26 protein-coding genes are annotated in these 21,724 nt (G+C 67.1%); 12 read left to right on the top strand and 14 right to left on the bottom strand.

The window, feature by feature from the left end:
* Positions 1-172: 172 nt before the first annotated feature.
* Together M1L36_RS04690 and M1L36_RS04685 are read right to left on the bottom strand one after the other, a co-directional pair.
* On the bottom strand, positions 173-1,408 hold the full coding sequence (locus tag M1L36_RS04690; RefSeq protein WP_250872551.1) for a mandelate racemase/muconate lactonizing enzyme family protein: 1,236 nt from the start codon (positions 1,406-1,408) through the stop codon (positions 173-175).
* A 351-nt stretch (positions 1,409-1,759) separates the two neighbouring features.
* A complete protein-coding gene (locus M1L36_RS04685; RefSeq protein ID WP_250872550.1) occupies positions 1,760-2,338 on the bottom strand; it encodes a DUF7344 domain-containing protein in 579 nt (192 codons plus the stop codon).
* A 530-nt stretch (positions 2,339-2,868) separates the two neighbouring features.
* Here M1L36_RS04685 and M1L36_RS04680 point away from each other — a divergent pair.
* The 6 genes from M1L36_RS04680 (at position 2,869) to M1L36_RS04655 (ending at position 9,292) form a co-directional block, all read left to right on the top strand.
* On the top strand, positions 2,869-3,948 hold the full coding sequence (locus M1L36_RS04680) for a glucose 1-dehydrogenase (RefSeq protein ID WP_250872549.1): 1,080 nt from the start codon (positions 2,869-2,871) through the stop codon (positions 3,946-3,948).
* Complete coding sequence (gene gfcR, locus M1L36_RS04675; RefSeq protein WP_250872548.1) at positions 3,945-4,568, top strand: transcriptional regulator GfcR; 624 nt, start codon at positions 3,945-3,947, stop codon at positions 4,566-4,568. Before M1L36_RS04680 ends, gfcR begins: the two co-directional genes overlap by 4 nt.
* A gap of 158 nt (positions 4,569-4,726) precedes the next feature.
* Positions 4,727-6,076: an ABC transporter substrate-binding protein gene (locus M1L36_RS04670; protein ID WP_250872547.1), complete on the top strand. Its 1,350-nt coding sequence runs from the start codon at positions 4,727-4,729 to the stop codon at positions 6,074-6,076.
* Between the two features lie 25 nt (positions 6,077-6,101).
* The gene (locus M1L36_RS04665) at positions 6,102-7,154 is read left to right on the top strand and encodes a carbohydrate ABC transporter permease (RefSeq protein WP_250872546.1); all 1,053 of its coding nucleotides are present in this window, start codon (positions 6,102-6,104) and stop codon (positions 7,152-7,154) included.
* A complete protein-coding gene (locus M1L36_RS04660) occupies positions 7,151-8,092 on the top strand; it encodes a carbohydrate ABC transporter permease (RefSeq protein WP_250872545.1) in 942 nt (313 codons plus the stop codon). The genes M1L36_RS04665 and M1L36_RS04660 overlap by 4 nt, the downstream gene beginning before the upstream one ends.
* 33 nt (positions 8,093-8,125) lie before the next feature.
* Positions 8,126-9,292, top strand: coding sequence for an ABC transporter ATP-binding protein (locus M1L36_RS04655; RefSeq protein WP_250872544.1), 1,167 nt, complete (start codon positions 8,126-8,128; stop codon positions 9,290-9,292).
* Between the two features lie 60 nt (positions 9,293-9,352).
* Here the strand turns inward: M1L36_RS04655 and M1L36_RS04650 are convergent, their stop codons facing one another.
* From M1L36_RS04650 to M1L36_RS04635, 4 genes are all read right to left on the bottom strand, one after another.
* Positions 9,353-9,607, bottom strand: a complete 255-nt coding sequence (locus M1L36_RS04650; protein WP_250872543.1) for a BolA family protein — start codon at positions 9,605-9,607, stop codon at positions 9,353-9,355.
* Positions 9,608-9,688: 81 nt separating this feature from the next.
* Positions 9,689-9,958 carry a dodecin family protein gene (locus tag M1L36_RS04645; protein WP_250872542.1) on the bottom strand — a complete coding sequence of 90 codons (270 nt, stop codon included), beginning with the start codon at positions 9,956-9,958 and terminating at the stop codon, positions 9,689-9,691.
* A gap of 85 nt (positions 9,959-10,043) precedes the next feature.
* Positions 10,044-11,018 carry a flap endonuclease-1 gene (fen, locus tag M1L36_RS04640; protein WP_250872541.1) on the bottom strand — a complete coding sequence of 325 codons (975 nt, stop codon included), beginning with the start codon at positions 11,016-11,018 and terminating at the stop codon, positions 10,044-10,046.
* 52 nt (positions 11,019-11,070) lie between these two features.
* Positions 11,071-11,388, bottom strand: a complete 318-nt coding sequence (locus M1L36_RS04635) for a DMT family transporter (protein ID WP_250872540.1) — start codon at positions 11,386-11,388, stop codon at positions 11,071-11,073.
* A gap of 133 nt (positions 11,389-11,521) precedes the next feature.
* Between M1L36_RS04635 and M1L36_RS04630 the strand changes: the two genes are divergently transcribed.
* On the top strand, positions 11,522-11,836 hold the full coding sequence (locus tag M1L36_RS04630; protein WP_250872539.1) for a nucleoside triphosphate pyrophosphohydrolase: 315 nt from the start codon (positions 11,522-11,524) through the stop codon (positions 11,834-11,836).
* Positions 11,837-11,842: 6 nt separating this feature from the next.
* On the opposite strand, the gene M1L36_RS04625 is transcribed toward M1L36_RS04630, so the two are convergent.
* Positions 11,843-12,388 (bottom strand): GNAT family N-acetyltransferase, encoded by a 546-nt coding sequence (locus M1L36_RS04625; protein WP_250872538.1) that lies wholly within the window; start codon positions 12,386-12,388, stop codon positions 11,843-11,845.
* A gap of 161 nt (positions 12,389-12,549) precedes the next feature.
* On the opposite strand from M1L36_RS04625, the gene M1L36_RS04620 reads away from it, so the two are divergent.
* Positions 12,550-13,002 (top strand): DUF3054 domain-containing protein, encoded by a 453-nt coding sequence (locus M1L36_RS04620; protein WP_250872537.1) that lies wholly within the window; start codon positions 12,550-12,552, stop codon positions 13,000-13,002.
* A gap of 42 nt (positions 13,003-13,044) precedes the next feature.
* On the opposite strand, the gene M1L36_RS04615 is transcribed toward M1L36_RS04620, so the two are convergent.
* The gene (locus M1L36_RS04615; protein ID WP_250872536.1) at positions 13,045-14,358 is read right to left on the bottom strand and encodes an MFS transporter; all 1,314 of its coding nucleotides are present in this window, start codon (positions 14,356-14,358) and stop codon (positions 13,045-13,047) included.
* Between the two features lie 260 nt (positions 14,359-14,618).
* On the opposite strand from M1L36_RS04615, the gene M1L36_RS04610 reads away from it, so the two are divergent.
* The gene (locus tag M1L36_RS04610; protein WP_250872535.1) at positions 14,619-14,831 is read left to right on the top strand and encodes a DUF8015 family protein; all 213 of its coding nucleotides are present in this window, start codon (positions 14,619-14,621) and stop codon (positions 14,829-14,831) included.
* 124 nt (positions 14,832-14,955) lie between these two features.
* The gene (locus tag M1L36_RS04605) at positions 14,956-15,945 is read left to right on the top strand and encodes an ornithine cyclodeaminase family protein (RefSeq protein WP_250872534.1); all 990 of its coding nucleotides are present in this window, start codon (positions 14,956-14,958) and stop codon (positions 15,943-15,945) included.
* A 50-nt stretch (positions 15,946-15,995) separates the two neighbouring features.
* Here M1L36_RS04605 and M1L36_RS04600 read toward each other — a convergent pair whose 3' ends face one another.
* From M1L36_RS04600 to M1L36_RS04575, 6 genes are all read right to left on the bottom strand, one after another.
* Complete coding sequence (locus M1L36_RS04600) at positions 15,996-16,136, bottom strand: hypothetical protein (RefSeq protein WP_250872533.1); 141 nt, start codon at positions 16,134-16,136, stop codon at positions 15,996-15,998.
* Between the two features lie 56 nt (positions 16,137-16,192).
* Positions 16,193-17,194 carry a presenilin family intramembrane aspartyl protease PSH gene (locus tag M1L36_RS04595; RefSeq protein WP_250872532.1) on the bottom strand — a complete coding sequence of 334 codons (1,002 nt, stop codon included), beginning with the start codon at positions 17,192-17,194 and terminating at the stop codon, positions 16,193-16,195.
* A gap of 45 nt (positions 17,195-17,239) precedes the next feature.
* Complete coding sequence (locus M1L36_RS04590) at positions 17,240-17,683, bottom strand: hypothetical protein (RefSeq protein WP_250872531.1); 444 nt, start codon at positions 17,681-17,683, stop codon at positions 17,240-17,242.
* Between the two features lie 190 nt (positions 17,684-17,873).
* Positions 17,874-18,101: an H/ACA ribonucleoprotein complex subunit GAR1 gene (locus M1L36_RS04585; RefSeq protein ID WP_250872530.1), complete on the bottom strand. Its 228-nt coding sequence runs from the start codon at positions 18,099-18,101 to the stop codon at positions 17,874-17,876.
* Positions 18,098-18,376, bottom strand: coding sequence for a signal recognition particle subunit SRP19 (gene srp19 / locus M1L36_RS04580; RefSeq protein WP_250872529.1), 279 nt, complete (start codon positions 18,374-18,376; stop codon positions 18,098-18,100). The genes M1L36_RS04585 and srp19 overlap by 4 nt, the downstream gene beginning before the upstream one ends.
* Positions 18,377-18,460: 84 nt before the next feature.
* The gene (locus M1L36_RS04575; protein WP_250872528.1) at positions 18,461-19,603 is read right to left on the bottom strand and encodes a PGF-CTERM-anchored ABC transporter substrate-binding protein; all 1,143 of its coding nucleotides are present in this window, start codon (positions 19,601-19,603) and stop codon (positions 18,461-18,463) included.
* 59 nt (positions 19,604-19,662) lie between these two features.
* Between M1L36_RS04575 and btuC the strand changes: the two genes are divergently transcribed.
* The gene (btuC, locus tag M1L36_RS04570; RefSeq protein WP_250872527.1) at positions 19,663-20,799 is read left to right on the top strand and encodes a vitamin B12 ABC transporter permease BtuC; all 1,137 of its coding nucleotides are present in this window, start codon (positions 19,663-19,665) and stop codon (positions 20,797-20,799) included.
* Positions 20,796-21,641, top strand: coding sequence for a heme ABC transporter ATP-binding protein (locus M1L36_RS04565; protein ID WP_379819586.1), 846 nt, complete (start codon positions 20,796-20,798; stop codon positions 21,639-21,641). The genes btuC and M1L36_RS04565 overlap by 4 nt, the downstream gene beginning before the upstream one ends.
* Positions 21,642-21,724 lie beyond the last annotated feature (83 nt).

Genomic DNA, 21,724 nt, shown 5'->3' with positions numbered 1-21,724 from the left:
CGACCCCCCGGAGTGAGGGGCCGAAGACGGTGTTCGGTAGTGATAGAATACGAAGGAGTTCGGTGTGAGGGGGGATGGTGATCGGCGACGGACGTCGTCGAGGACTCCGACGAGGGGAACGACCGACCGGGGGTCGAACGGGACGAATCAGCGGTTCGCTGGTTCGACGAGACTACGCTTCGTCGAACAGGCTCTCGCCTTCGACCATGTTCTCCTCGACGACGTCCATGTCGAGGGTGACGCCGAGTCCCGGCTTCTCGGGAATCTCGATGTAGCCGTCCTCGATGACCGTCTCCTCGACGAGGTCCTCCCACCAGCCCAGTTGGTAGGAGTGGTACTCGACGGCCAGCGCGTTCGGGATGGCCGCGCCGACGTGGGCGCTGGCCATCGTCGCGACCGGCGAGGCGACGTTGTGCATCGCGACGGGGACGTAGTAAGTGTCGGCCATGTCCGCTATCTTCCGCGTCTCGCGCATCCCGCCGACCTTCGGGAGGTCCGGGGCGACGATGTCACAGGCCTGCTCTTCGAGGAGGCGGCGCTGGCCGTGTTTCCGGTAGACGTTCTCGCCGACGGCGATGGGGGTGGTCGTCGACTGCGTGACCTCGCGCTGGACGTCGTGGTTCTCGGGGGGAACCGGGTCCTCCAGCCACCACACGTCGTAGTCTTCGAGCGCGTGCGCGAGGCGTTTCGCGGAGCCACCGGAGAACGTCCAGTGGCAGTCGAACGAGACGTCCGCCCGGTCGCCGACGCGTTCGGTGACCGCCTCGACGATGGCCACCTTGTGTTCGATCTCGGGGTTCCGGAGGTGCCGGTTCGCGCGGTCTTTCTCGTGGCCCGAGGGCACGTCGAGGTCGAACTTCAGGGCGTCGTAGCCCAACTCCTCGACGACGCGTTCGGCCTCGTCCGCACACGCCTCGGGGTCGGCTTCGTCGGCGGTGTGACAGTCACAGTAGACGCGCATCTCGTCGCGGTACTTCCCACCGAGTAGCTGGTAGGCGGGGACGTCGAGGAGCTTCCCGGCGACGTCGTGGAGCGCGAGTTCGATACCGGAGATGGCGGTGACGGTGACGCCACCGATGGAGCCCTCACCGGACATCTTCTGGACGAGGTGTTCGAACAGGCGGTCGATGTCGAGCGGGTTCTCGCCGACGACGAACGGCGTCATCCGCTCTACGAGTTCGGGGACGCCCGCCCCCCAGTACGCCTCGCCGGTGCCGACGACGCCGGCGTCGGTGTAGACGCGCACGAGCGTCCACGGGAAGTTGCCGTCGACCATCGTCGTCTGGACGTCCGTGATCTCGACGTCGCGCGCCCCGCGGTCGTTCGAGAGGCCCATCGTCGCAGACGAGAGGTCCCGCATCGTGTACTCGGCGTTGGGGTCGTGGAGCGACCCGTAGTCTCGACTCATAGCTACGTGTTCACTCGATGTTTAGTAAAACGTTGGGAGCTACGCACAGGTCACCGGCACCTCGCGGGTCAGTTCGGTCTCGACGCCATCGCCCGTCGCCACGACCGAGATAGTGACCGTTCTGGTCTGCTCGGCGTCGTCCGGACAGATGAGCTCCGTATCGACGACCGACAGCTCACCGCGACCGAGAGCGGCGGTCTCCTCTGGGACGTCGGGTCCGAGAGGCGCGCGTTCTCGTCGTTCGCGACGGCGACGCGCATCCCACGGTCGGCCGACACCGACGAGGACGGACCCGTCCCGCCGACGAGACAGCCAGTGCGAGTACGAACAGGACGTAGTAGCCGCGGAGGCTCACGACTCTGACTCTGGTGAGAGCGTCGTCGAACCGATACGTAATCGCCTGGTGAGGAGGGTGTGGACCGCCGCGGAGACCAACAGCGAGGCGACCACGAACGCGAGCCACGACACGTCGGGGAGCCACGCCATCGGTGGGAGTCCCGCGACGACCCCCACGAAGACGCCGACGTTGATGCCCGTCAACCCGAGGTAGTACCGACTCCACGGGATGTCGCGGCCCGGCACCACGTCGAGGTACACCTCCAGGTCCGTCGCGGGCTCCGAGAGCGTGACGATGGCCCGCCGGTCGTCGTACTCCACGAACCCACAGTCGTCCATCTTCGGGAGGTGGAACTGGTGGAGCGCCGTCGAGACCCGGTTGCGCTCGGTCGACGTGAGCGCGTGAACCTCCTTCCCACACTCCCACGCGGCGACGTTGTCGACCAGTTCCCGAAGCGGCAGTTCCGGGTCCTCGGCGTTCTTCAGGTAGTGGTACGCGTACCGTCGCCGTTGGTTCGACAGGACGTCGAACACGTCGTCCTCCGAAAGTTCTCTCGCTGTCCCCCTGACCGTCCCGACCTCCGCGTTTGCCATGTGTCGTCTCCCTCCAAGTTCGTGCAAAACGGTTGAGCAATCGAAGTTAGTTATACAGTCGAAATACGGTCTCTAAAGCCACTGAGACGGGTTGTAGTATATTTAGAGCCACGACGTTCTCGTGTTAAGGATGATGTTTACGATTTGACGGTACTAAAGCCGGTCTTATCGATTTGCCGGGGTGTCTATTGAGCGAACAGGCGTGTGCGCTGAACTCTCGAAAGGACGTACCGAAGAGTGCAGTTCGTCTTCGTCGCTCGCCGACTTCGTCGACCTGCCCATCGACACGAACGACGGCGTCGTCGAGTCACCGGCGACCGGAGCGACTCCTCGAACGAGTGGGACGGTGAGTCCTTCGGGCCATCCTCCGGCGAGGAGTGACCCCACCGTGGTCGGACCCTGGCCCGGCGTTCCGTGGCGTCGCCTCCCCGTGGAGATATACGCACCCCCGGCCAAGTTGAGATGTGCGGGCACCGGACACAAATGTTTAACTCGTAACCGAGTAACTTTGTAGACGAGAGGCGACACCCATGGACGCGATAGCACTCCACAGAGACGAGGACGGACCGCGGCGCATCGACCTCCCGCGCCCCGAGCCATCGCCCGGCGAGGCGCTGGTCCGGACGCTTCGCGTCGGCATCGACGGCACCGACCACGAGGTCATCTCGGGGGGGCACGGGACGTTCCCCGAGGGGTCGGACCACCTCGTGTTGGGCCACGAAGCGGTCGGCGTCGTCGTTGACGCCAACGACACCGCCCTCGACGAGGGCGACGTCGTCGCCCCGACGGTCCGCAGACCCGCTCCCGACGGAACGGGCAACGAGTACTTCGCGCGCGGCGAACCCGACATGGCTCCAGCGGGGACGTACCACGAACGGGGCATCGTCGGCGCGAACGGCTACATGGCCGAGTACTTCGTCTCGCCAGCGCGCGACCTCGTCACGCTCCCCGAGCGTCTCGCCGAGCGGGGGTTCCTCGTCGAACCGCTGTCCATCAGTGAGAAGGCGTTCGAACACGCCTACGCCTCGCGGTCGGCGTTCGACTGGACGCCCGAGAGCGCGATGGTGCTGGGAAACGGTGCACTCGGCCTGCTCACCCTCGGGATGCTCGTCGAGACACGGGGAATCGCCCCCGACCGGGCGTACTGTCTCGGCCGTCGGGACCGCCCGGACCCGACCATCGACGTCATCGAGGAGTTGGGAGCGACGTACGTCGACTCGCGGACGACGCCCGTCGTCGACGTCCCCGACCGCTACGAGGCGATGGACCTCGTCTACGAGGCGACGGGGTTCGCGAGACATGCCTTCGACACCGTCGAGGCGCTCGCGCCGAACGGGGTGGGCGCGCTCGTCGGTGTCCCCTCCCCCTGGAAGTTCGAGGTCGACGGTGGGGCGCTCCACCGAGACCTCGTGCTCTCGAACAAGGCGCTGGTCGGGACGGTGAACTCCAACGTCTCGCACTTCGAAGCAGCGACGACGACCCTCGACGCGCTCCCGGAGTGGCTGCTCGACGCGGTGGTGACCGACGTGGTCCCCGTCGAGGAGTTCCCCCAGGCGTTCCGCGAGGACGACGCGACTATCAAGACGGCAATCGAATTCAGCGAGCTATGAAGAACGTAGACGACCTCATCGAGAACGCGACCGCACTGGCAGAGAAAGGCCTGTCGAAGGGAGAAATCGCCGACGAACTCAATGTCTCGCGCGAGACCGCGCGATGGCTCGTCGAGCGCGGCGACCCGACGACGGACGAACCCGAGAGGGAACCGACTCGCGGCCCCGACGACATCCACGTCGACTGGTCGCGCGTGGGTACCGACAGCGACCGACTGGAGTTCGTGGGACGCGCGCTCGCGGACCTCCTGCGCGACGAGAGCGGCGTCCCGGAGGTGGTCGTCGGCGTCGAGAAGGCCGGCGTCCCGCTGGCGACGACCGTCGCCCGCGACATGGAGAGCGACCTCGCGACGTACACGCCCCGGAAACACCAGTGGAACGAGGGCGACATCGAGGACCTCGGCGGGAGTTTCTCGCGGAACTTCGCCCCCGTCGAGGACCGCGACTGCGTCGTCGTCGACGACACCGTCACCAGCGGCACCACCCTGGGCGAGACCATCTCCGCGATCAAAGAGCGTGGGGGGACGCCGAGCGCCTGCGTCGTCCTCGTCGACAAGCAGGGCGTCGACGAGGTCGAGGGAGTGCCGGTCTACTCGCTCGTCCAGGTCATCCGGGTCTGAACTCCCACTCTGTCGGTGCCCCGGGGTCGAATAGAACGCTTAGGTCGCTCCTACTTCTCTCACTCGCTGGAAAAGTTAACTCGGGGCATAGTTAACGGAGGCAATTATTAAGTGGATAGTCCTTCATTGCTCGTACAACCTTCACAAGGGACAACAGTATGTCAAAGGACAACAAAGGGAAACGGTTCTCGCGACGGACGGTTCTGATGGGTGCAGGCGCAGCAGGTGCCGCAGGACTCGCAGGCTGTATCGGCGGCGACGACTCCAACGACGGGGGGAACAACAGCGACGGTGACGGGACGGGCAACCAGAGCGGTGACGGGAGCGGCGGAAGCTCCGGTGACATGCAGCCTATCCAGTTGCTCCACGCCTGGTCCTCGGGCGACGGGAACGCCGCCATCGGGGCGCTCATCGAGGGGTTCCAGGAGGCACACCCCGACGTCGAGTTCGGCGAAGAGCCGGTCAACGGGGCCGCTCGTGGTAACCTCGACCAGGTCATCAGCAACCGGCTCCAGAGCAACGACCCACCGAGCACGTTCCAGACGTGGCCGGGCAAGACCCTCCAGAAGTTCGGCGACGCCTACGAGAGCATCGAGGAGGACGTCTGGACGGACGACCTCACGAACAACTACCTCGAAGGGCCGAAGACGCAGGCTCAACTGGACGGGACGTTCGTGACGGTGCCGCTCAACATCCACCGCATCAACAACCTGTTCTACAACGTCAGCGTCGTCGAGGAGGCGGGTGTCGACCCGACATCGCTCTCCTCGCCCGCGGACGTCGTCTCGGCCTGTCAGCAGATCTCGGACAACACCGACGCCGTGCCGTTCGCACAGCAGACCAGCGGCACGTGGTCGACCACGCAGCTCTGGGAGACCGTCCTGCTCGCACAGGCCGGCATCGACGGCTACGAGAGCTTCATCAACGGCGAGGGTGACAAAGCGCAGGTCCAGTCCGCACTGGAGAACGTCGTCGAACTCAGCGAGTTCTACCCCGGCGACTCCTCGTCCATCGACTTCACCGAGGCGAACACGATGGTGATGGAGGGAGACGCCGCATTCATCCACCAGGGCGACTGGGCAGCGGGTGCGTACCGTGGCAAGGACGGGTTCAACTACGGCGAGCAGTGGAACCAGGTCACCTACCCCGGCACCTCCGGGAGCTACCTGCTGAACATGGACTCGTTCCCGTACTTCGCGAACAACCCATCGCCCGAGGCGACCAAGACGTTCCTCAGCTACTGTGGGACCGCCGAGGCGCAGGTGCTGTTCAACGCCGAGAAGGGGTCGATTCCGCCACGCGGTGACGCGGACGTCTCCCAGCTCGACACGTTCCAGCAGGACCAGTACGACGACTTCAACAACGCCGACAACCAGCCGCCGTCCATCCAGCACGGTCTGGCGGTCGTGCCGGCCATCAAGACGAACATCGACGCCGCGTTCAGCGGGTTCCTCGAGAACTACGACGCCGCGACGACCGCTCAGGAACTCGTCGACTCGTTCAAGTAAACCCCCCTTTCCCCCCTCGTCTCGCATGCGCAATCCTATCGCTCTACTCAGACGCCGCTGGTCCGACAGTGACGACGTTCGCACCGACGGCGGGACCGTCGACAGCGGCCAGTCGTTCTGGAACCGTGATTCGGTCCGGTCCGCACCGTTCTGGCTGCCGCCGTTCCTGCTCGTCGGCCTGTTCGTCTACGGGGCCATCCTGTGGAACATCGTCCTGTCGCTGACGGACTTCCAGGGTCTCGGCAGCCCCGACTACTCGAACCTCGACTTCGAGAACTACCTCGCCGCGCTCGCGGACCCCATCGACGGTCTCCTCTCGGTGCTCCCGTTCGTCAACGGTGGTGCCGTCGAGGCCCGAAGTCCGAGTTGGGCGCAACTGTCGGTCGAACCCATCTGGAACTCCGCGTGGAACACCGTCGTGTTGATGGTCGGGTTCACCGTCGTCTGTCTGGCGCTCGGTCTGGCGCTGGCCATCCTCGTCGACCATAAGATACGCTACGAGAACACGTTCCGGACCATCTACCTGCTGCCGATGAGCCTCTCGTTCGTCGTCACGGCCAAGTTCTGGCTGTACATGTACAACGTCGAGACCGGGCTCATCAACGTCGTCATCACGTCGCTGGGGTTCGGGGCGGTCGAGATCGTCCAGAACCCCGACCTGAAGCTGCCGGCGGTCGCGTTCGCGCTCGTCTGGCAGTTCAGCGGCTACGCGATGATCGTCTACCTCGCGGGGTTGCGGGCGATTCCGACGAGCCACTTCGAGGCCGCGCGTATCGACGGGGCGAGCACCCTCCGGATGTACCGGCGGGTCGTTCTCCCACAGCTTCGGACGGCGACCGTCAGCGCGCTCGTCGTGTTGACGGTGTTCGCGCTGAAGGCGTTCGACTTCCTGTTCTCGATGTACAGCGGCTACCAGCCGGGACCGTCGGCGGACATCCTCGCGACCCGGATGGTCCGCGAGGCGTACGCCAACCAGAACTGGGCGTACGGGTCGACCATCGCGGTCGTCCTGTTCGTCATGGCGCTGTTCATCGTGACACCGTACATCTACTCGCAGTACCAGCGAGGTGAGCTATGAGTCAACCGACCGCGACCGACGACCAGACGGGCACCGAGACGGGACTACTGGCGGGCTACACGCTCCGACGCATCACGCTGTACGTCGTGTTGCTGGTGATGGCGGTGTTCTACCTCGTCCCCATCGAGACCGGGCTGATGACGTCGTTCACGGACCCGGACAGCTACACGGGACAGGCTCCGTTCTTGCCGCCGCTGGAGCCGCTGATTCCCGGCTCCGGGACGTTCTCGGCGCAGCCGTGGACCAACGCGTTCGACATCCTCGGCCAGGGGCTCGTCAACAGCCTCATCCTGGTCGTCCCGGCGACGGTTCTCTCGGGGCTGCTCGGGAGCATGGCCGCCTACGGCCTGACGAACGTCGACTGGCGCGGACAGGTCGGCATCTACATGCTGTTCGTCGCGGGCATCTTCATCCCCTACCAGGCGGTGTTGGTGCCGCTGACGCAGTTCTGGTACAACGTCGTCCCGCTACGGACGACGTTCGTCCCGGTCGCGGAGGTGCTCCCGTTCATCCACGCGTACCACTGGAAGCTCGTGGCGCTCATCGTCACACACGTCGCCTACGGGCTGCCTATCTGTACGCTGCTGTTCAGGGCGCACTACAAGAAGCTCTCCGACGAGATGCTGGAGGCGGCGCGTCTCGACGGCGCGTCCATCTCGCGCATCTACCGACGCATCGTCCTGCCGCTGTCGATTCCGATGTTCGCGGTCGTGTTCATCTACCAGTTCACGCAGATCTGGAACGACCTGCTGTTCGCGCTCACCATCGTCCAGTTCGGTGACGCGGCGGTCGTCACGCAGGACCTCGTCGGTCTGGGCGTCTCCCAGTCGGGGACGAACTTCCCGCTCCGGATGGCCGGGGCGCTCGTCGCGGCGTTGCCGACGCTGGTCGTCTACGTCTTCTTCGGCGACAAGTTCGCGCGAGGGGTGGCGGCGTAAGATGAACACTGCTGGACACACAGGTGAATACGAATGGCAGAACTGAACCTCGACGGCGTAACGAAGGTCTTCGGTGAGGGCTCGGGCAACGAGGTCCTCGCGGTCGAAGACGTGAACATCGACATCGACGACGGCGAGTTCCTCGTCCTGGTCGGCCCCTCGGGGTGTGGGAAGTCGACGACGCTGCGGATGGTCGCCGGGTTGGAGTCCATCTCCAGCGGCGAGATTCGACTCGACGGGCGGCGCATCAACGAGCAACCGCCCGCCGCGCGGGACATCGCGATGGTGTTCCAGAGCTACGCGCTCTACCCGCACATGACGGTCCGCCAGAACATGAGCTTCGGGCTGGAGGAGTCGACGGACCTCGACGACGACACTATCGAGTCGACGGTCACCGACGCCGCCGCGAAACTCGACATCACGGAGTTGCTCGACCGCAAACCCGGTGAGCTCTCCGGGGGCCAACAACAGCGCGTCGCGCTCGGGCGAGCCATCGTCCGCGACCCCGCGGTGTTCCTGATGGACGAACCGTTGAGCAACCTCGACGCCAAACTCCGCGCGGGGATGCGCACGGAACTCCAGCGCCTCCAGGAGGACCTCGACGTGACGACGGTGTACGTCACCCACGACCAGACCGAGGCGATGACGATGGGCGACCGCATCGCCGTCCTCAACGACGGTCAGTTGATGCAGGTCGGCTCGCCGCTCGACCTGTACCACCGGCCGGCCAACCAGTTCGTCGCGGGGTTCATCGGCGACCCGTCGATGAACTTCTTCTCCGTCACCCACGAGGACGGCCGCCTCGTCGGCGAGGGGTTCGCCTACCCGCTGTCGTCGGAGACCGAACGCGACGTCGGCGACGTCGAGGACTGTGTCCTCGGGGTCCGACCGGAGGACGTCACGCTGGTCGGCAGCGAGACCGACGCCCACGACTTCCAGGTGGACGTCGACGTCGTCGAGCCGATGGGTAACGAGAACAACGTCTACCTCTCGTTCCCCGATGCCGACCCGGACGTGAGCGGCGACGGCCCCGGCACGTTCGTCGCCACCGTCGGCGGGATGCGACAGGTCGAACGCGAGTCGACCGTCGTCGCCCGGATTCCCGAAGACGCCATCCACGTCTTCGACGCCGAGAGCGGCGCGGCGCTCCACAACCGCGTCCTCGACGAGAGCGTCGAGACGCAGCCGACCGTCAACTGACCGCGACGCTCCGTTCTGCCGGAATTTCGAGAGTTCAGTATCAGGCGAGCGGCGCGCTCGTCACTCGCCGTGTTTTTCGTACGCTTCGGGGGTGTAGGTCTTCAGCTCCAGTGCGTGGATGTCCCGGGTCATGTGCTCGCCGAGCGCGTCGTAGACGAGTTGGTGCTGGGCGACGAGGGACTGCCCCTCGAAGGCGGGGGAGACGACGACCGCAGCGAGGTGCGTGTCGTCGTCAGGGTTGCGCGGACGGAACACGTCGGCCTCGGCGTCGTCGATACCGGCTTCGATGAGGTCGGCGACTTCCTCGGGTGTCATACCGACGCGTCGGTGAGCGGACGGAATAAACGCCATGGGTCGGCGCGGTCGCGGCGAAAATTGAGGTGTGAGTGGACTGGGTCAGCGCCGGACCTTCGAGGCGCTCTTCTTGACCCGTGTCGTCAGCCCCGCGGCCTCCTCTTTCTGGTGGGGGTGGACCGGGAACGCGAGACGCACGGTCGTCTTGTACTGGGCGATCTCGCCGTCGATGACGTCCGCCGTCTGGTCCGTGATCTCGATTCCGTGGATGTCGTCGATGGTCTTGGTCGCCTCCTTCACGGCCTCGCGCGCGGCGTCTTCCCACGATTCGTCGGACGTCCCGAGCACCTGTACGATCTTTACAGCGGTCATGGTCACGTCGAGGTAGGCACCCCAGGGATATGTCGGTAGCTAGCGTCTGCCGTGCTGAGACTCCCAGTCTTGGACCGCTCGGTGCTCAGAGCCAGTCGTCGAGACCGGTCTGGGTGAGCGCCTCCTCGATGCGGTCGAAGCCACGGTCCACCTCGCTGGCGGGGATGGCCCACTCATCGCAGACGAACGCGCGGGCGGCGTCGACGTCCGGCGAGAGGTCGGTGTCGACGTCGTAGTCGTCCGTCGTCGCGGGGTTGAGGAACAGCGACCGGATGCGGTCGGCGTTGTCGATGTACTCCTCGCGGGCGTCGAGGACGCCCCAGAGGTCGCCGTGTTCGTGGACGAGCTTCACGGCGGTCTTCGGTCCGACCCCCGAGAGGCCGTCGTTGAAGTCCGTACCCATCAGGATACCGACGTCGACGAGCTGTTCCCACGTCAGGTCGTGGCGGTCGAGGGTCGCCTGGAACTCCATCAGTTCCGGGTTGCCTTTGCTCGTCAGTTGGCGGAGCGTCCGCGGTGCGCCCAACAACAGCGCGTCGTAGTCTTCGCTGCCGACGTAGTCGGCGTCGCCACGACGGGCCATGTAGCTGGCCTGCGCCTCCCCTTCGGCGGGCGCTTCGACGACCGGGACGTCAAGCAGGTCGAGTAGCTCCTTCGTCGTCTCGACGATGAGCGGGGTGAGTCGTTGTGTGCGCGATTCGAGCGTGGCGATCTCGGCGGCGTCACCGCGCTGGCGGGCCTCGTCGAGTTGTTCTTCGTAGCGCTCGCGTTGTTCGCGGCGCTCGTCGACCTCCTCGGATTTGAGTTCAGTGACACCGCCGTCGAAGACGAACACCGGCGTCAGGTCGTTCTCGACGAACTTCGGGAGGCCCTGAACGACGCCGATGAGGTTGGCGACCTCCTGACCGTCTTTGGTGTACGCCGCGCTGTTCGTGAACCGGACCGTGGTGGTGAGATATCGGTAGAGCCAGTTGTGCGCGTCGACGGCGACGACGCCCGAACAGTCCTCGAACGAAACGTCCTCGATGACCGCGAGCTGTCGCAAGTCCGCGTTTCCCATTGTCGGAGAGTGGTGGGTGGCGGGCTTGAATCTCCCGAGACCAGACCCGGACTCACGCCGTCAGTTCCAGCCCGACGATGCCGACGACGACGACAGCGATGAACAGCCCACGGAGGGCCGTCGCGGGCTCCTCGAACAGGACGACACCGCCGACCGCGGCCCCGACCGCGCCGATGCCTGTCCAGACCGCGTAGGCGGTACCGATTGGGAGGTCCTGGACGGCGCGGGCGAGCAACACCATACTGACGAGCAGGGCGACGACGGTGACCGCGGTGGGGACGGGCTTCGAGAGACCGTCGGAGGCCGCCAGCGACAGCGCCCACACGACCTCGAACAGCCCGGCGACGAGCAACACGAGCCACGGGTTCATATCCGTCGTCGTGGACCGGGCGATGAAAGCCCGCCGGTTCGACGTGGTGGGTGCCGTCTCACCGACACCGCCTCGGCCAGCCACCTCTCGACGGTCCACAACGTTCACATTCTACGTCGCAGAGTCTCGCGGTATGGTCCGCGAGTACGACAAGCTGGTTCGGGACGACGTCCCCGACGTCGTCGAAGCGAACGGCCAGCGACCGGTCGTCCACACCGTCGACGGCGAGGAGTACCACGACCGACTGGTCGACAAACTGGACGAGGAGGTCGCGGAGTACCGTGAGGACCGCTCGGTGGACGAACTGGCCGACGTGCTCGAGGTCGTCTTCGCACTCGCGGAGATACACGGTGTCGGCAAGCAGCAGTTGGCCGACCGCCGGGCACAGAAGGCCGAGGAACGTGGCGGGTTCGATGAGGGAGTCGTCCTCGACCGGGTCGAAGAGTAGCTCGGGTCACTCGGGGGAGACGACCGGGGGCGACCCTCGCTCGCGTTTCTCGCCGAGGAAGGCGCGTTCGTCGTCGCTCAGGTCGCGCTCGGCGAGCAGCGCCAGACCAGCGTCGTAGCGAGAGCGGTCGCTCGGGTGGACCATCACGAGTTCGGCGAGGCCCGTCTCCCGGCCGGTGAACCCGAAGCCCGCCTTCGAGAGCGCCTCGTAGCTGTAGACGTTGTTGACGGCGATGCGGACCGTCCCGTAGCCTCGCTCGTGGAGTCGTGCGGTGGTCCACGCGGCGAGGCGGGTGCCGATGCCCTCACCGCGACGGTCGGCCCTGACGGTGACGTAGCGCAACCAGACCGCGTCCGGGTCGGTCCGGTCCTCGGAGAACGCGATAGCGGCGAGGATGCCTTCGGCGTAGTCCTCGCGCGGGTCGGGGAACGTGGGGGCGGCGTCCTCGGCGAGCGCGACGGCCTTCCCGCCGGGGACGACGAACTTCCCGGCGTAGGCGTAGCGCTCGTGGTCGAGGCGGAACGCGGCGTCGTCGCGGACCACGAACTCCATACCGGTGTGAGCGAGGCGAGCGGCTTAGCGGGTGTGGTCGTGGCCCGCGAGCGCGCCGGGGGGTGCAGCGAACGCCAGCACGGACAGTGCCAAGAGTGGTTGGCGGCGGCGGTCGAGTGACGAACGCGGGAGTGAAGTCCCGCCCGCCCCGAGACGAGGGTATGGCATCGTCCACCAGTGCCCTCCGTGGACGTATCGATCCCTCACCGGCGACGCTCGGGTTCGTCGTGGGCGACCTGCTGCTCGTCGGCGCGCTGCTGGCGACCGGCGTCGTCAACCACGGCGGCGACCCGCTGGCACAGGTCGGCGCGTTCCTCGGGACGGCACTGCCGTTCTACGTCGGCTGGCTGCTCACCTTCCCACTCGCGGGCGTCTACGCGCTGGAGACACGTCGGTCACCCCGTGCGGCCGTCCTCCGGGTCGGTGGCGGGTGGGCGAGCGCGGCCATCGTCGGGTCGGCGCTGCGAGCGACGGCGTTGTTCTCCGGGAACGCACCGCTGACGTTCGTGGCGGTGATGGTCGGTGTCGGACTGGCGGTGCTCGTCCCGTTCCACCTGCTTCCGTTCCTGTCGGGAGCGGTGGGACGGCGCGGGACGGGCGAGTCGAGTAACTGAACTGGCAGTCGGCGACGTGGAGGCAGAGGAGGCGGGTCGTTCTCAGGCGCTCGACGGCGAGGAGCGACCGCGAGCGCGACTGTAGAGGCCGAGTCCGAGCAGACCCGCGAGCAAGCCGAACCCCGCGAGGATGGTGAACAGGACGGGCTGGCTGAACTCCGCGAGCGCGACGCCCGCGACGGTCGCGCCGAGTGCGCCGACGCCGAACACGCCCAGGTAGGTGTAGCCGTACGAGAGGCCGCGTGCCTCGGGCGGGGTGTACTCGGCGACGGTCGCCTGGTAGAACGGCTGGACGAAGAAGAGGAAGAAGCCGAGCAAGGCGCTCAGAACGAGCAGCGGGAGCAAGCCGGCTTCCGCCGCGGGGAGGTACGCGAGCGCGATGACCCCGAGGGTGCCGTAGCCGACGGCGAGACCGAGTTCCACGTCGATGCGGTCGGTGAGCTTCCCGCCTGCGTACTGCCCGGCGACGCCGACGGCGAGTAGGCCGGTGTAGATGTAGTTGCCCGGTTCGAGTTCGCGGCCGGCGAACTCGACTGGCTGGATGGCGTCGAAACCGCCGAACAGTTCGGGCAGGAAGGTGAGCGCGCCGCGGTAGTACAGCCCCGAGAGCATCACGACGGCGAAGACGACGACGAACCCACCGACGAACAGGTGCCGAGAGGTGGCGAGGAACTCGCCGAGCGAGTCGACGCCGGGGTCGGCTTTCGATCCTCCGTCGGAGCCACCGTCGGCGGCGACGGCCGCGGTCTCGTCGACGGAGACGCGAGTGGCCGCGAGCGCGCCCGCCAGCGCGGGGAGCGCGAGGATGCCGGCGACGAGTTGCCACTCGTTGCTCAGCGCGAACAGGAGGATGGTCGTCAACAGCGGCCCGAGCGCGGTGCCGACGTTGCCGGCGGTGCCGTGGTACGCGAAGGCGTCACCGCGCTGTTCGACCCCGCGGGTGATGAGCGACAGGCCGGCGGGGTGGTAGACGCTGGCGGCGGTCCCCCAGAGCACGAGGGCGACGGCGACGACGCCCAACTCGGGGGCGACGCCGATCACGGGGAGCGATTCGGTGCCGAACAGGCCGGCGATGGCCGGGGCCGCCCCGAGCAGGAGGAACGACCCGCCCATCCCGACGAGACAGACGACGATGAGTTCCTTCGACCCGTACCGGTCGGCGAGGACGCCGGCGGGGAGCGAGCCGAGACCGAACAGCGAGAGGCCCAGGGTGAGGACGACGCCGATGACCGCCTCGGTCGTCCCGAACTGCGAGAGCCAGATGGGGACGAACACCGGGAACGCGAACTCGTAGGTGTGGACCATCGAGTGCGCGAGCATGACCAACCCGGTAATCGCCCGGTCGTTCTCGTTCACGACACATCTCCTCAGAGAGCGCGTTTCAAGCCGTCGGTTCGGGCAGTGTTCACGCGAACCTGTCCAGACTAGTCGGTGAGTGTGAGTGTAACCCCACCGTGACTAACGGACGTATATAGCCTTTGTGGCTAAAGCAACTCATAACTTATGAGAAACACACATAGTGACTATGCTGGTATCACAGATTGGGTCGGTCGATGGATACCCGTCGATATGAGGGCAAGATTTATACCGAAGGTAACCATACGTGATGTTAGACGATGACTGGATACTATGATATCGTCCTCGGCCTCATTCCGCTCGCGCTTCTGGGGATCTCTGGGGGACTCTACGTCGCCGGCTTCGCCGTACCAACGGCAGTGAGCATCGCCGGCCTCGTCGCCGTCACGCTCGTCGGGCACGCACTGTTCGTTCGCGCCCCGACCGACCCCACGCCCGTCGCTCGCGACAACGCGCCCGTCAACGCGGACTGAGCCTGGATTTCGACGCCCGCCGCTGCCAGCCGAGTGACCACCTTCCTCGACCGTTCGCCTCGTTCCGCCGAGTCGAATCACCCTTCCCACCAACGCTAAGCCGCTCGCGTCGGTGGGTGGGTGTATGACGGAGCTGTTGTTTCTCACGAGCGAGGACGTCGCCGGCCTCGCAGACGTGGCCGACTACGTCGACGCGGTCAGAGCGGGGTACAGAGAGCAGGGGCCGGCCGAACCACGGACGAAACTCGTCAACGAGGAACCGCCCGGGATGCTCACGAGCTACATCGCCATCCTCCCCGAGACGGGCGCGATGGGCGGGTACACCTACGCTGCCGGGTTCGGCGACGCCGACGTCCACTTCATGACGCCGCTGTTCGACGCCGAGTCGGGCAAGCCCCTCGCGATGCTCGACGGCGCGAGCATGAACCCGTTCAAGACCGGCGCGGTCGGCGCAGTGGGTATCGACGCGCTCGCACGGACCGACGCCGAGACGCTCGCCATCATCGGCTCCGGCGCACAGGCGCGGGGCCAACTCCGCGCGGCCGCGACCGTCCGCGAGTTCTCGACGGTGAACGTCTACTCGCCGACCAAAGAGAACCGCGAGTCGTTCGCCTCCGAGATGAACGGCGAGATCGACGCGGCCGTCGGCGCGGTCGCCTCCTCTGACGCCGCCGTCGAGGGTGCGGACGTGGTCGTCACCGCGACGAACGCCAGCGAGCCGGTGTTCGACGGCGACCTGCTCGAACCGGGCACCCACGTCACCGCGATGGGTCAGTACGACCCCGAGAAGCGCGAACTCGACGCACGGACCATCGAGCGTGCGACGTACGTCCCGGACCTCCACGCTCGCGCGACCAGCGACGCGGGGTCGTTCCTCCAGGCGATGGACGAGGGCGTCGTCACCGAGGACGACATCCACGGCGACCTCGGGGCGGTGCTCACCGGTGACGTGCCCGGCCGCCAGTCCGACGACGAGATAACGGTGTTCGACTCGGGGGGAACGGGCATCGAGACCGTCGCCGCCGCTTACATGCTCTACGAGAAGGCCGTCGAGGCCGGCCTCGGCCAGACCATCGACATCGCGCCGGGGAGCGAGGCGCTCACGGGGCGCTGAACGCAGGCCGGACGACCATCTCGAGTTCGCTGGGCCGGAACGGATCCGAATCAGGGCGACGACCCGCCGTTCGGGGGACCGCCAAACAGGCGGAGATACCAGTAGACGCCACCGACGGGGACGAGGAGTATCGCGAGGAACCCGACCACCCCGAGGAGAAGCTCGTACCACGGCGTCAGCTGTTCGGACATACCCTCCATCGAGACCGACACGGCAAATAGCTACGGACGACCGCTACTCCCGGTTCTCAGAGGTACTGTGCGAGGCCGAGCGCCTCCAGCAGCGGGACCCCCGCGAGCACCGCGCCGACAAGGTAGCCACCGATAGCGCCGCCGTTGAGCAGTGGGAGGCCCGCGTGGGCACGGCCCTTCATCACGAATCGGACGAGCACCAGGAGGCCGACGAGCGTCCCCACCAGCGCCGTCAGCGCCGGCAGCGTCATGACGGTGTTCTCGACGAGCGCAGGCGTATCCTCCAGGAAGACACCGGCACTGACGACCAGCACGGTCGGCATGACGGCGTCGCCCAGTCCGATGTAGAACGCGTCGCGGTCGGCAGGCTCCGGTCGCTCGCGGGCGCTCGCTTTCATCGCGTCCTCGCCGTCGACGGCACCGTCTTCGCCGTCCTGTTCGCCGCCGTCGGTCGCCGTCTCGCCATCGAGGTAGGAGTACGACCACGTGAGCGGGACGACGAGTACGACGGGCACTTTCAGGTCCATCACGCCCGACGCCAGCGAGAGCATGTGTTCGGTGCCGTAGACGCTGATGGCGTCGTAGACGGCGAGGACGGTCAACAGGAGGATGGCCGGCAGCAGACCGAAGCTGATGCCGAACAGCGCGGCCGCACCCATCCCCATCAGGACGCCGACGGCGTCGATGACGTACCACTCGGGGTAGACGAGCAGCGCTACGGCGAGTGCGAGCGCCACGACGACTGCGGGGCCGTTGTAGCCCGCGAGCGTGAACGCCGCAGGGAGGACCACCGAGAGGGCATAGAACGAGAGCCACGTCCCCGAGAAGACGACGAGGCCCCGGATGAGCACGTCGGCGTCGTACTTGAACGCCGCGAGCATGAACGCTGTCGCGACGAGGATGGCACCGACGTAGACGACGCTGTTGGTCGGGTCCGAGGGGTTCTCGACGGTCTGGTAGCCCGCGTCGACGAACGGGTTCGCGAGCACGAGGGCTCCGAGTTGGACGAGGAGGAACAGCGCGAGCGTCGCGCCGGCAGCGACGAGGGACCGTCTCATAGTCGGGGGTTCGGTGCCGGACGCTTGGGCGTTGCGTTACGTGGCCTACTCGCAGGCCATATCGGTGGTCATCGTCCGGTCCTCGGCAGACGACTCGCGCACCGCGACGCCCACAGACCAGTCGTTGCAGTCGAACTGCTCGCTCGGGATGGAGACGGTGTGCTCGACATCTCCGAGTCGAATCTCGGCAGTGTAGTCGGCAGCACTGTGGAAGAAGAGTTCGAGGTAGCCGTCTTCGGGGAACTCGTGGCTCACGTTCAGGAGTTCGATATCTCCGCCAGCCGTGAGGACGAGGCGGCCCTCACGAGCGCCCGCACCGTTCCAGATTTGGAGTCTGTCGTCGTACTTGCCGTCGCCGACCTCGTACCACTCGACGAGCGGGCCACCTTCCACGTCCGGGAACGCCGAGAGGCCGTGGGTTGTCTCCGGGCGGTATGGCCGTTCGCGGGCGGTCGGCGGTTCGTCGGGTGTCGGCGACGCTTCGCTCATCGGTGGTGAGGTGGTCAGTACGGGCGTCTCCGTCACCGGCGTGCCACGGTCGGTCGGGTCGGACGACTGGCCGTCAGTGGAGAGACAGACAGCGACCGACCCGACGAGCAGAGTTGCGGAGCAACGGAGAACGTGACGACGGGAGGGCATCGTCCCGACTCCGGCGACCGCCGATAAGTGCTTTCTCCTCTCAGCGGGCGTACAGGACGTTGCCGAGCAGCGTCGGGAGGTGGACGCCCGCGTCGGGTGTGACTGCGAGATACGGCTGGCTGACGGGACCGAACACGTCGACGACGCGGCCCACGTCGTCGAGGTTCTCGTCGAGAACCATCGACCCGATGTCGGCGTACTCCTCGTCGGGGGCGCGGACGACCGCGAGTCCCTGTGCAGTGCGGACGACCTCGCCGACGCGCTTCATGTCCGGAGCGCGCCGACGTAGGCGGCGACCGCCTGGAGGAGGTCGGACTTCCCGGCGTCGTCGGCGTTCTGGACGATGACTCGCCCGCGCGTCTCGAACTCGCGAGGGTAGCGTTTCTCACGTTCGACCACGGCGTCGTAGCCGACCTGCTGGACGGCCTTCGCTATCTCCTCGACGGTCGGGTCGGCGACCGCGAGGTCGAGCGAGACCCGGCGGCCCTCCGCGCGCGAGCAGTTGGCGTCGAGCGCGGCGGGCCAGATGACGTTCTCGACCATACCGTACGGTCTCCGCGGGCGAGGCAACTAGCTTTCGGGACACGGCGAGCGCGCGAAAGTCGAGAAGAGCAGCGCGCGAGGTGGTCAGTCGCGACGGGCGAGCAGCGCCGTGGCGAGCAGTGCGAGGAGCGCGGCGGCGACGCCGAAGCCGGGACCGCTCCCGGAGGAGGTGGTCTCTGCGGTCGTCGTCGAGCCGCCCTCACCAGTTTCGGCGGTCGTCGTGGCCGGCACGTCGCTGGTCGTGCCGGTCGTTGCTCCCGGCTCGGTTCTGGTCGCGTTCTCCACGGGCGACGTCGTCTCGTTCGTGAACGCCTCGGGGTGGAGCGTCTCGGCGACGTTCTCGATGGCGACGGCGACGCGCGGCGCGGCCTGGCTGACGTAGTTCGCGTCGACCTCGAGCGTCTGGTTCTGCTGGACGGCGGTCGTCCCGGCGTACGCCTCGTTGTCGGGGATGGCGGTCCCCGAGGGGTAGAGGATGTAGTCGGGGTTCGCCGCGGCAACGACTTCGGGGTTCAGCTGGCCGAACCCGGTGATGTTCTGCTCGGCAGCGACGTTGGTGCCGCCGGCAGTGGTGATGATCTCGTCGACGAACGTTCCCGAGCCGGCCGTGAAGCCCGAGGAGACGTAGAGCACGTCGGGCTGCTCGCTACCCTCGACGGCCGAGCGGACCGCCTCGACGCGCTCGCGGGTCTCGGAGACGGTCGCGTTGGCCTCCGCACAGGAACCGACGAGGCGACCGACGAGGTCGGTCTTCTCGTAGATACCGTCGATGGAGGTCGGGAAGCCGGTTCGGTAGACGGTCAGGCCGGCGTCACGCAGCTGGTCGACCGTCGCGTTGGGGATGATGTCCGGAGCGATGACGAGGTCCGGTTCGAGGTCGACGACCGTCTCGACCTGGACGCTCAGTCCGTCCTCGGTGTAGACGTCCGTCCGGGAGTCAGAGCCGTTCAGGTACGCCGTGTACGAGCGAACGGGCATCCCGACGACCTTCTCCTCGGCGTCGACCTCCCACATGATCTGGGCGATGTCGGCACCGAGCGCGACGACGCGGTCTGGCTCTTCGTCGAGTGTCACCTCGGTGCCGGTGACGTCCGTCGCCGAGTACGGGTAGCTACACTGTCCACTGTCCTGTTCGACCGGGTTCGACTCGACCGTCGCCCCGAGGGCGGTCGCCGGCGAGACGACCGCCACGAGGACGAGGAGACAGACGAGTAGTGTTCGTCGCATCGCTTTCGGGTGCACGCCAGTGCAACAAGTATTTACCTAATCCAACCACGCTTGAGAACGTGCATCGGTGGCGACGCCTCGGCGCGTGGTGTGGCGGCCTAGCGGCAGCGCTGGTCGTCGCCTGTCTCGCGAGCGTCGCCTACGGCGCGGTCGACCTCTCGCCGGTGGTCGTCGCGAAGGCGGCACTGAACGCCGTCGCGGTTCCCGCGGGACTGTCGCTCGCGGTGTCGTCGGTCGGCGTCCCCGCCCTCGGGCAGGTGCCGTGGCTCGCCCCCGACGTCCAGTACGTCCACCCGTTCGCGTTCGCAGTGCCGCAGTCTGCCCAGACCATCGTCGTTCAACTGCGCGCGCCGCGGGTGGCGCTCGCGGCGGTCGTCGGCTTCGCGCTGGCGAGCGCGGGCACCGTCATGCAGGGCTTCTTCAGAAATCCGCTGGCGGACCCCTCCATCATCGGCGTCTCGACGGGCGCGGCCGTTGGCGCGGTGTCGGCCATCGTCTTCCCGGGCGTCGTAGCCGCGCTCCCGTTGTTGGGGCTCGTCCCGTTCGTGGGGTCGTTGCAGGTGTTCGCGTTCGTCAGCGCGCTCGCGACGGCGTTTCTCGTCTACCTCGTCGCCACCGACGGGGGCCGGACGCCCGTCGCGACGCTCCTGCTCGCGGGCGTGGCAGTCCAGGCGCTCCTGGGTGCCGTCGTGTCGTATCTCCTCATCCAAGCCGGCGAGAGCGTCGACCAGGCGCTGTATTGGCTCATGGGCCACCTCTCGAACGCCTCGTGGAACGACGTTGTCGTCACGCTCCCGCTGGCGCTGGTCGGCTTCCTCGTCCTCGCGGCGTACGCCCGCGACCTCAACGTCCTCCTGATGGGCGAGGAAGACGCCCACGCGCTGGGTATCGAAGTCGAACGGACCAAACGCGTCCTGCTCGCGGTGTCGACGCTCGTCACGGCGGCGGCCGTCAGCGTCGCGGGCGTCATCGGCTTCGTCGGTCTCATCGTCCCGCACGTGATGCGTCTGCTGGTCGGTCCAGACCATCGCAACCTGTTGCCGACGAGCGCGCTCGCGGGCAGCGTCTTCCTCGTCGCCACCGACGCGGTGGCGCGGTCGGGGCCGACCGAACTCCCCGTCGGCATCGTCACCGCGGCGCTGGGTGCGCCCTTCTTCCTCTACTTGCTGTGGAGCCAGGAGGTGCGTGCGCTGTGATTCACGGTCAGGACGTCACGCTGTCGCTGGGCGGCGCTCGAATCCTCGACGACGTCTCGTTCGGCATCGAATCGGGGACGTTCACGGCCGTCTGCGGACCGAACGGGGCCGGGAAGACGACGCTGCTTCGGACGGTCAACGGCGCGTTATCCCCGGACGCCGGCCGGGTGGTCGTCGACGGCGAGGACGTCGCGACGCTCTCGGCGAAGGCCATCGCACGACGGGTCGCGACCGTCCCCCAGGACACGAGCGTCGCGTTCGACTTCCCGGTCCGAGACGTGGTGGCGATGGGCCGGACCGCTCACCGCGGGCGCTTCGAGCGGGCGACGGCCGACGACCGCGACGCCGTCGACCGGGCGCTCGAACGCGCACAGGTCACCGAGTTGGCCGACCGCCCCGTCGGGACGGTCAGCGGCGGGGAGCGCCAGCGGGTGATGCTCGCCCGCGCGCTCGCCCAGGAGACGCCCGCGCTCGTCCTCGACGAACCGACGGCGAGTCTCGACGTGAACCACCAGATCCGGACCCTGTCGCTCGTTCGCTCGCTCGTCGAGGAGGGCAAGACCGCACTCGCGGCCATCCACGACCTCGACCTCGCCGCACGGTTCTGTGACGAACTGCTCGTGGTCGCCGACGGCCGCGTCCTCGCTGCGGGACCACCGACGGACGTCCTCACCGAGGACGTCGTCGAGCGGGCGTTCGGCACGCGCGTCGCCGTCCGGACGAACCCAGTGACGGGGACGCCGACCGTGACGACCCTCGGCAGCGGGACGCACACGCAGGACCTCACGGAGCGTTCGGTCGCGCCATCGGCGCACCGGCCCGACGGCGGCCACGAGGAGTGAGCGCCCACGAACGGGGCGACGAGAGGAGAACGGCATACCGCGCGGCCAGCCCCCGACACACCGTCACTGCAGTTAGTTCCGAG

The sequence above is a fragment of the Halomarina rubra genome (genome assembly GCF_023699475.1).
In the GTDB taxonomy this organism is placed as follows: Archaea; Halobacteriota; Halobacteria; order Halobacteriales; family Haloarculaceae; genus Halomarina; species Halomarina rubra.
This window is presented reverse-complemented; position numbering and strand designations above follow the sequence as displayed.

What these genes read in the sequence shown, in the direction of transcription:
- M1L36_RS04690 (WP_250872551.1), bottom strand. Translation starts at nt 1,408, where the DNA reads ATGAGTCGAGACTACGGGTCGCTCCACGACCCCAACGCCGAGTACACG.
- M1L36_RS04685 (WP_250872550.1), bottom strand. Translation starts at nt 2,338, where the DNA reads ATGGCAAACGCGGAGGTCGGGACGGTCAGGGGGACAGCGAGAGAACTT.
- M1L36_RS04680 (WP_250872549.1), top strand. Translation starts at nt 2,869, where the DNA reads ATGGACGCGATAGCACTCCACAGAGACGAGGACGGACCGCGGCGCATC.
- gfcR (WP_250872548.1), top strand. Translation starts at nt 3,945, where the DNA reads ATGAAGAACGTAGACGACCTCATCGAGAACGCGACCGCACTGGCAGAG.
- M1L36_RS04670 (WP_250872547.1), top strand. Translation starts at nt 4,727, where the DNA reads ATGTCAAAGGACAACAAAGGGAAACGGTTCTCGCGACGGACGGTTCTG.
- M1L36_RS04665 (WP_250872546.1), top strand. Translation starts at nt 6,102, where the DNA reads ATGCGCAATCCTATCGCTCTACTCAGACGCCGCTGGTCCGACAGTGAC.
- M1L36_RS04660 (WP_250872545.1), top strand. Translation starts at nt 7,151, where the DNA reads ATGAGTCAACCGACCGCGACCGACGACCAGACGGGCACCGAGACGGGA.
- M1L36_RS04655 (WP_250872544.1), top strand. Translation starts at nt 8,126, where the DNA reads ATGGCAGAACTGAACCTCGACGGCGTAACGAAGGTCTTCGGTGAGGGC.
- M1L36_RS04650 (WP_250872543.1), bottom strand. Translation starts at nt 9,607, where the DNA reads ATGACACCCGAGGAAGTCGCCGACCTCATCGAAGCCGGTATCGACGAC.
- M1L36_RS04645 (WP_250872542.1), bottom strand. Translation starts at nt 9,958, where the DNA reads ATGACCGCTGTAAAGATCGTACAGGTGCTCGGGACGTCCGACGAATCG.
- fen (WP_250872541.1), bottom strand. Translation starts at nt 11,018, where the DNA reads ATGGGAAACGCGGACTTGCGACAGCTCGCGGTCATCGAGGACGTTTCG.
- M1L36_RS04635 (WP_250872540.1), bottom strand. Translation starts at nt 11,388, where the DNA reads ATGAACCCGTGGCTCGTGTTGCTCGTCGCCGGGCTGTTCGAGGTCGTG.
- M1L36_RS04630 (WP_250872539.1), top strand. Translation starts at nt 11,522, where the DNA reads ATGGTCCGCGAGTACGACAAGCTGGTTCGGGACGACGTCCCCGACGTC.
- M1L36_RS04625 (WP_250872538.1), bottom strand. Translation starts at nt 12,388, where the DNA reads ATGGAGTTCGTGGTCCGCGACGACGCCGCGTTCCGCCTCGACCACGAG.
- M1L36_RS04620 (WP_250872537.1), top strand. Translation starts at nt 12,550, where the DNA reads ATGGCATCGTCCACCAGTGCCCTCCGTGGACGTATCGATCCCTCACCG.
- M1L36_RS04610 (WP_250872535.1), top strand. Translation starts at nt 14,619, where the DNA reads ATGACTGGATACTATGATATCGTCCTCGGCCTCATTCCGCTCGCGCTT.
- M1L36_RS04605 (WP_250872534.1), top strand. Translation starts at nt 14,956, where the DNA reads ATGACGGAGCTGTTGTTTCTCACGAGCGAGGACGTCGCCGGCCTCGCA.
- M1L36_RS04600 (WP_250872533.1), bottom strand. Translation starts at nt 16,136, where the DNA reads ATGTCCGAACAGCTGACGCCGTGGTACGAGCTTCTCCTCGGGGTGGTC.
- M1L36_RS04595 (WP_250872532.1), bottom strand. Translation starts at nt 17,194, where the DNA reads ATGAGACGGTCCCTCGTCGCTGCCGGCGCGACGCTCGCGCTGTTCCTC.
- M1L36_RS04590 (WP_250872531.1), bottom strand. Translation starts at nt 17,683, where the DNA reads ATGAGCGAAGCGTCGCCGACACCCGACGAACCGCCGACCGCCCGCGAA.
- M1L36_RS04585 (WP_250872530.1), bottom strand. Translation starts at nt 18,101, where the DNA reads ATGAAGCGCGTCGGCGAGGTCGTCCGCACTGCACAGGGACTCGCGGTC.
- srp19 (WP_250872529.1), bottom strand. Translation starts at nt 18,376, where the DNA reads ATGGTCGAGAACGTCATCTGGCCCGCCGCGCTCGACGCCAACTGCTCG.
- M1L36_RS04575 (WP_250872528.1), bottom strand. Translation starts at nt 19,603, where the DNA reads ATGCGACGAACACTACTCGTCTGTCTCCTCGTCCTCGTGGCGGTCGTC.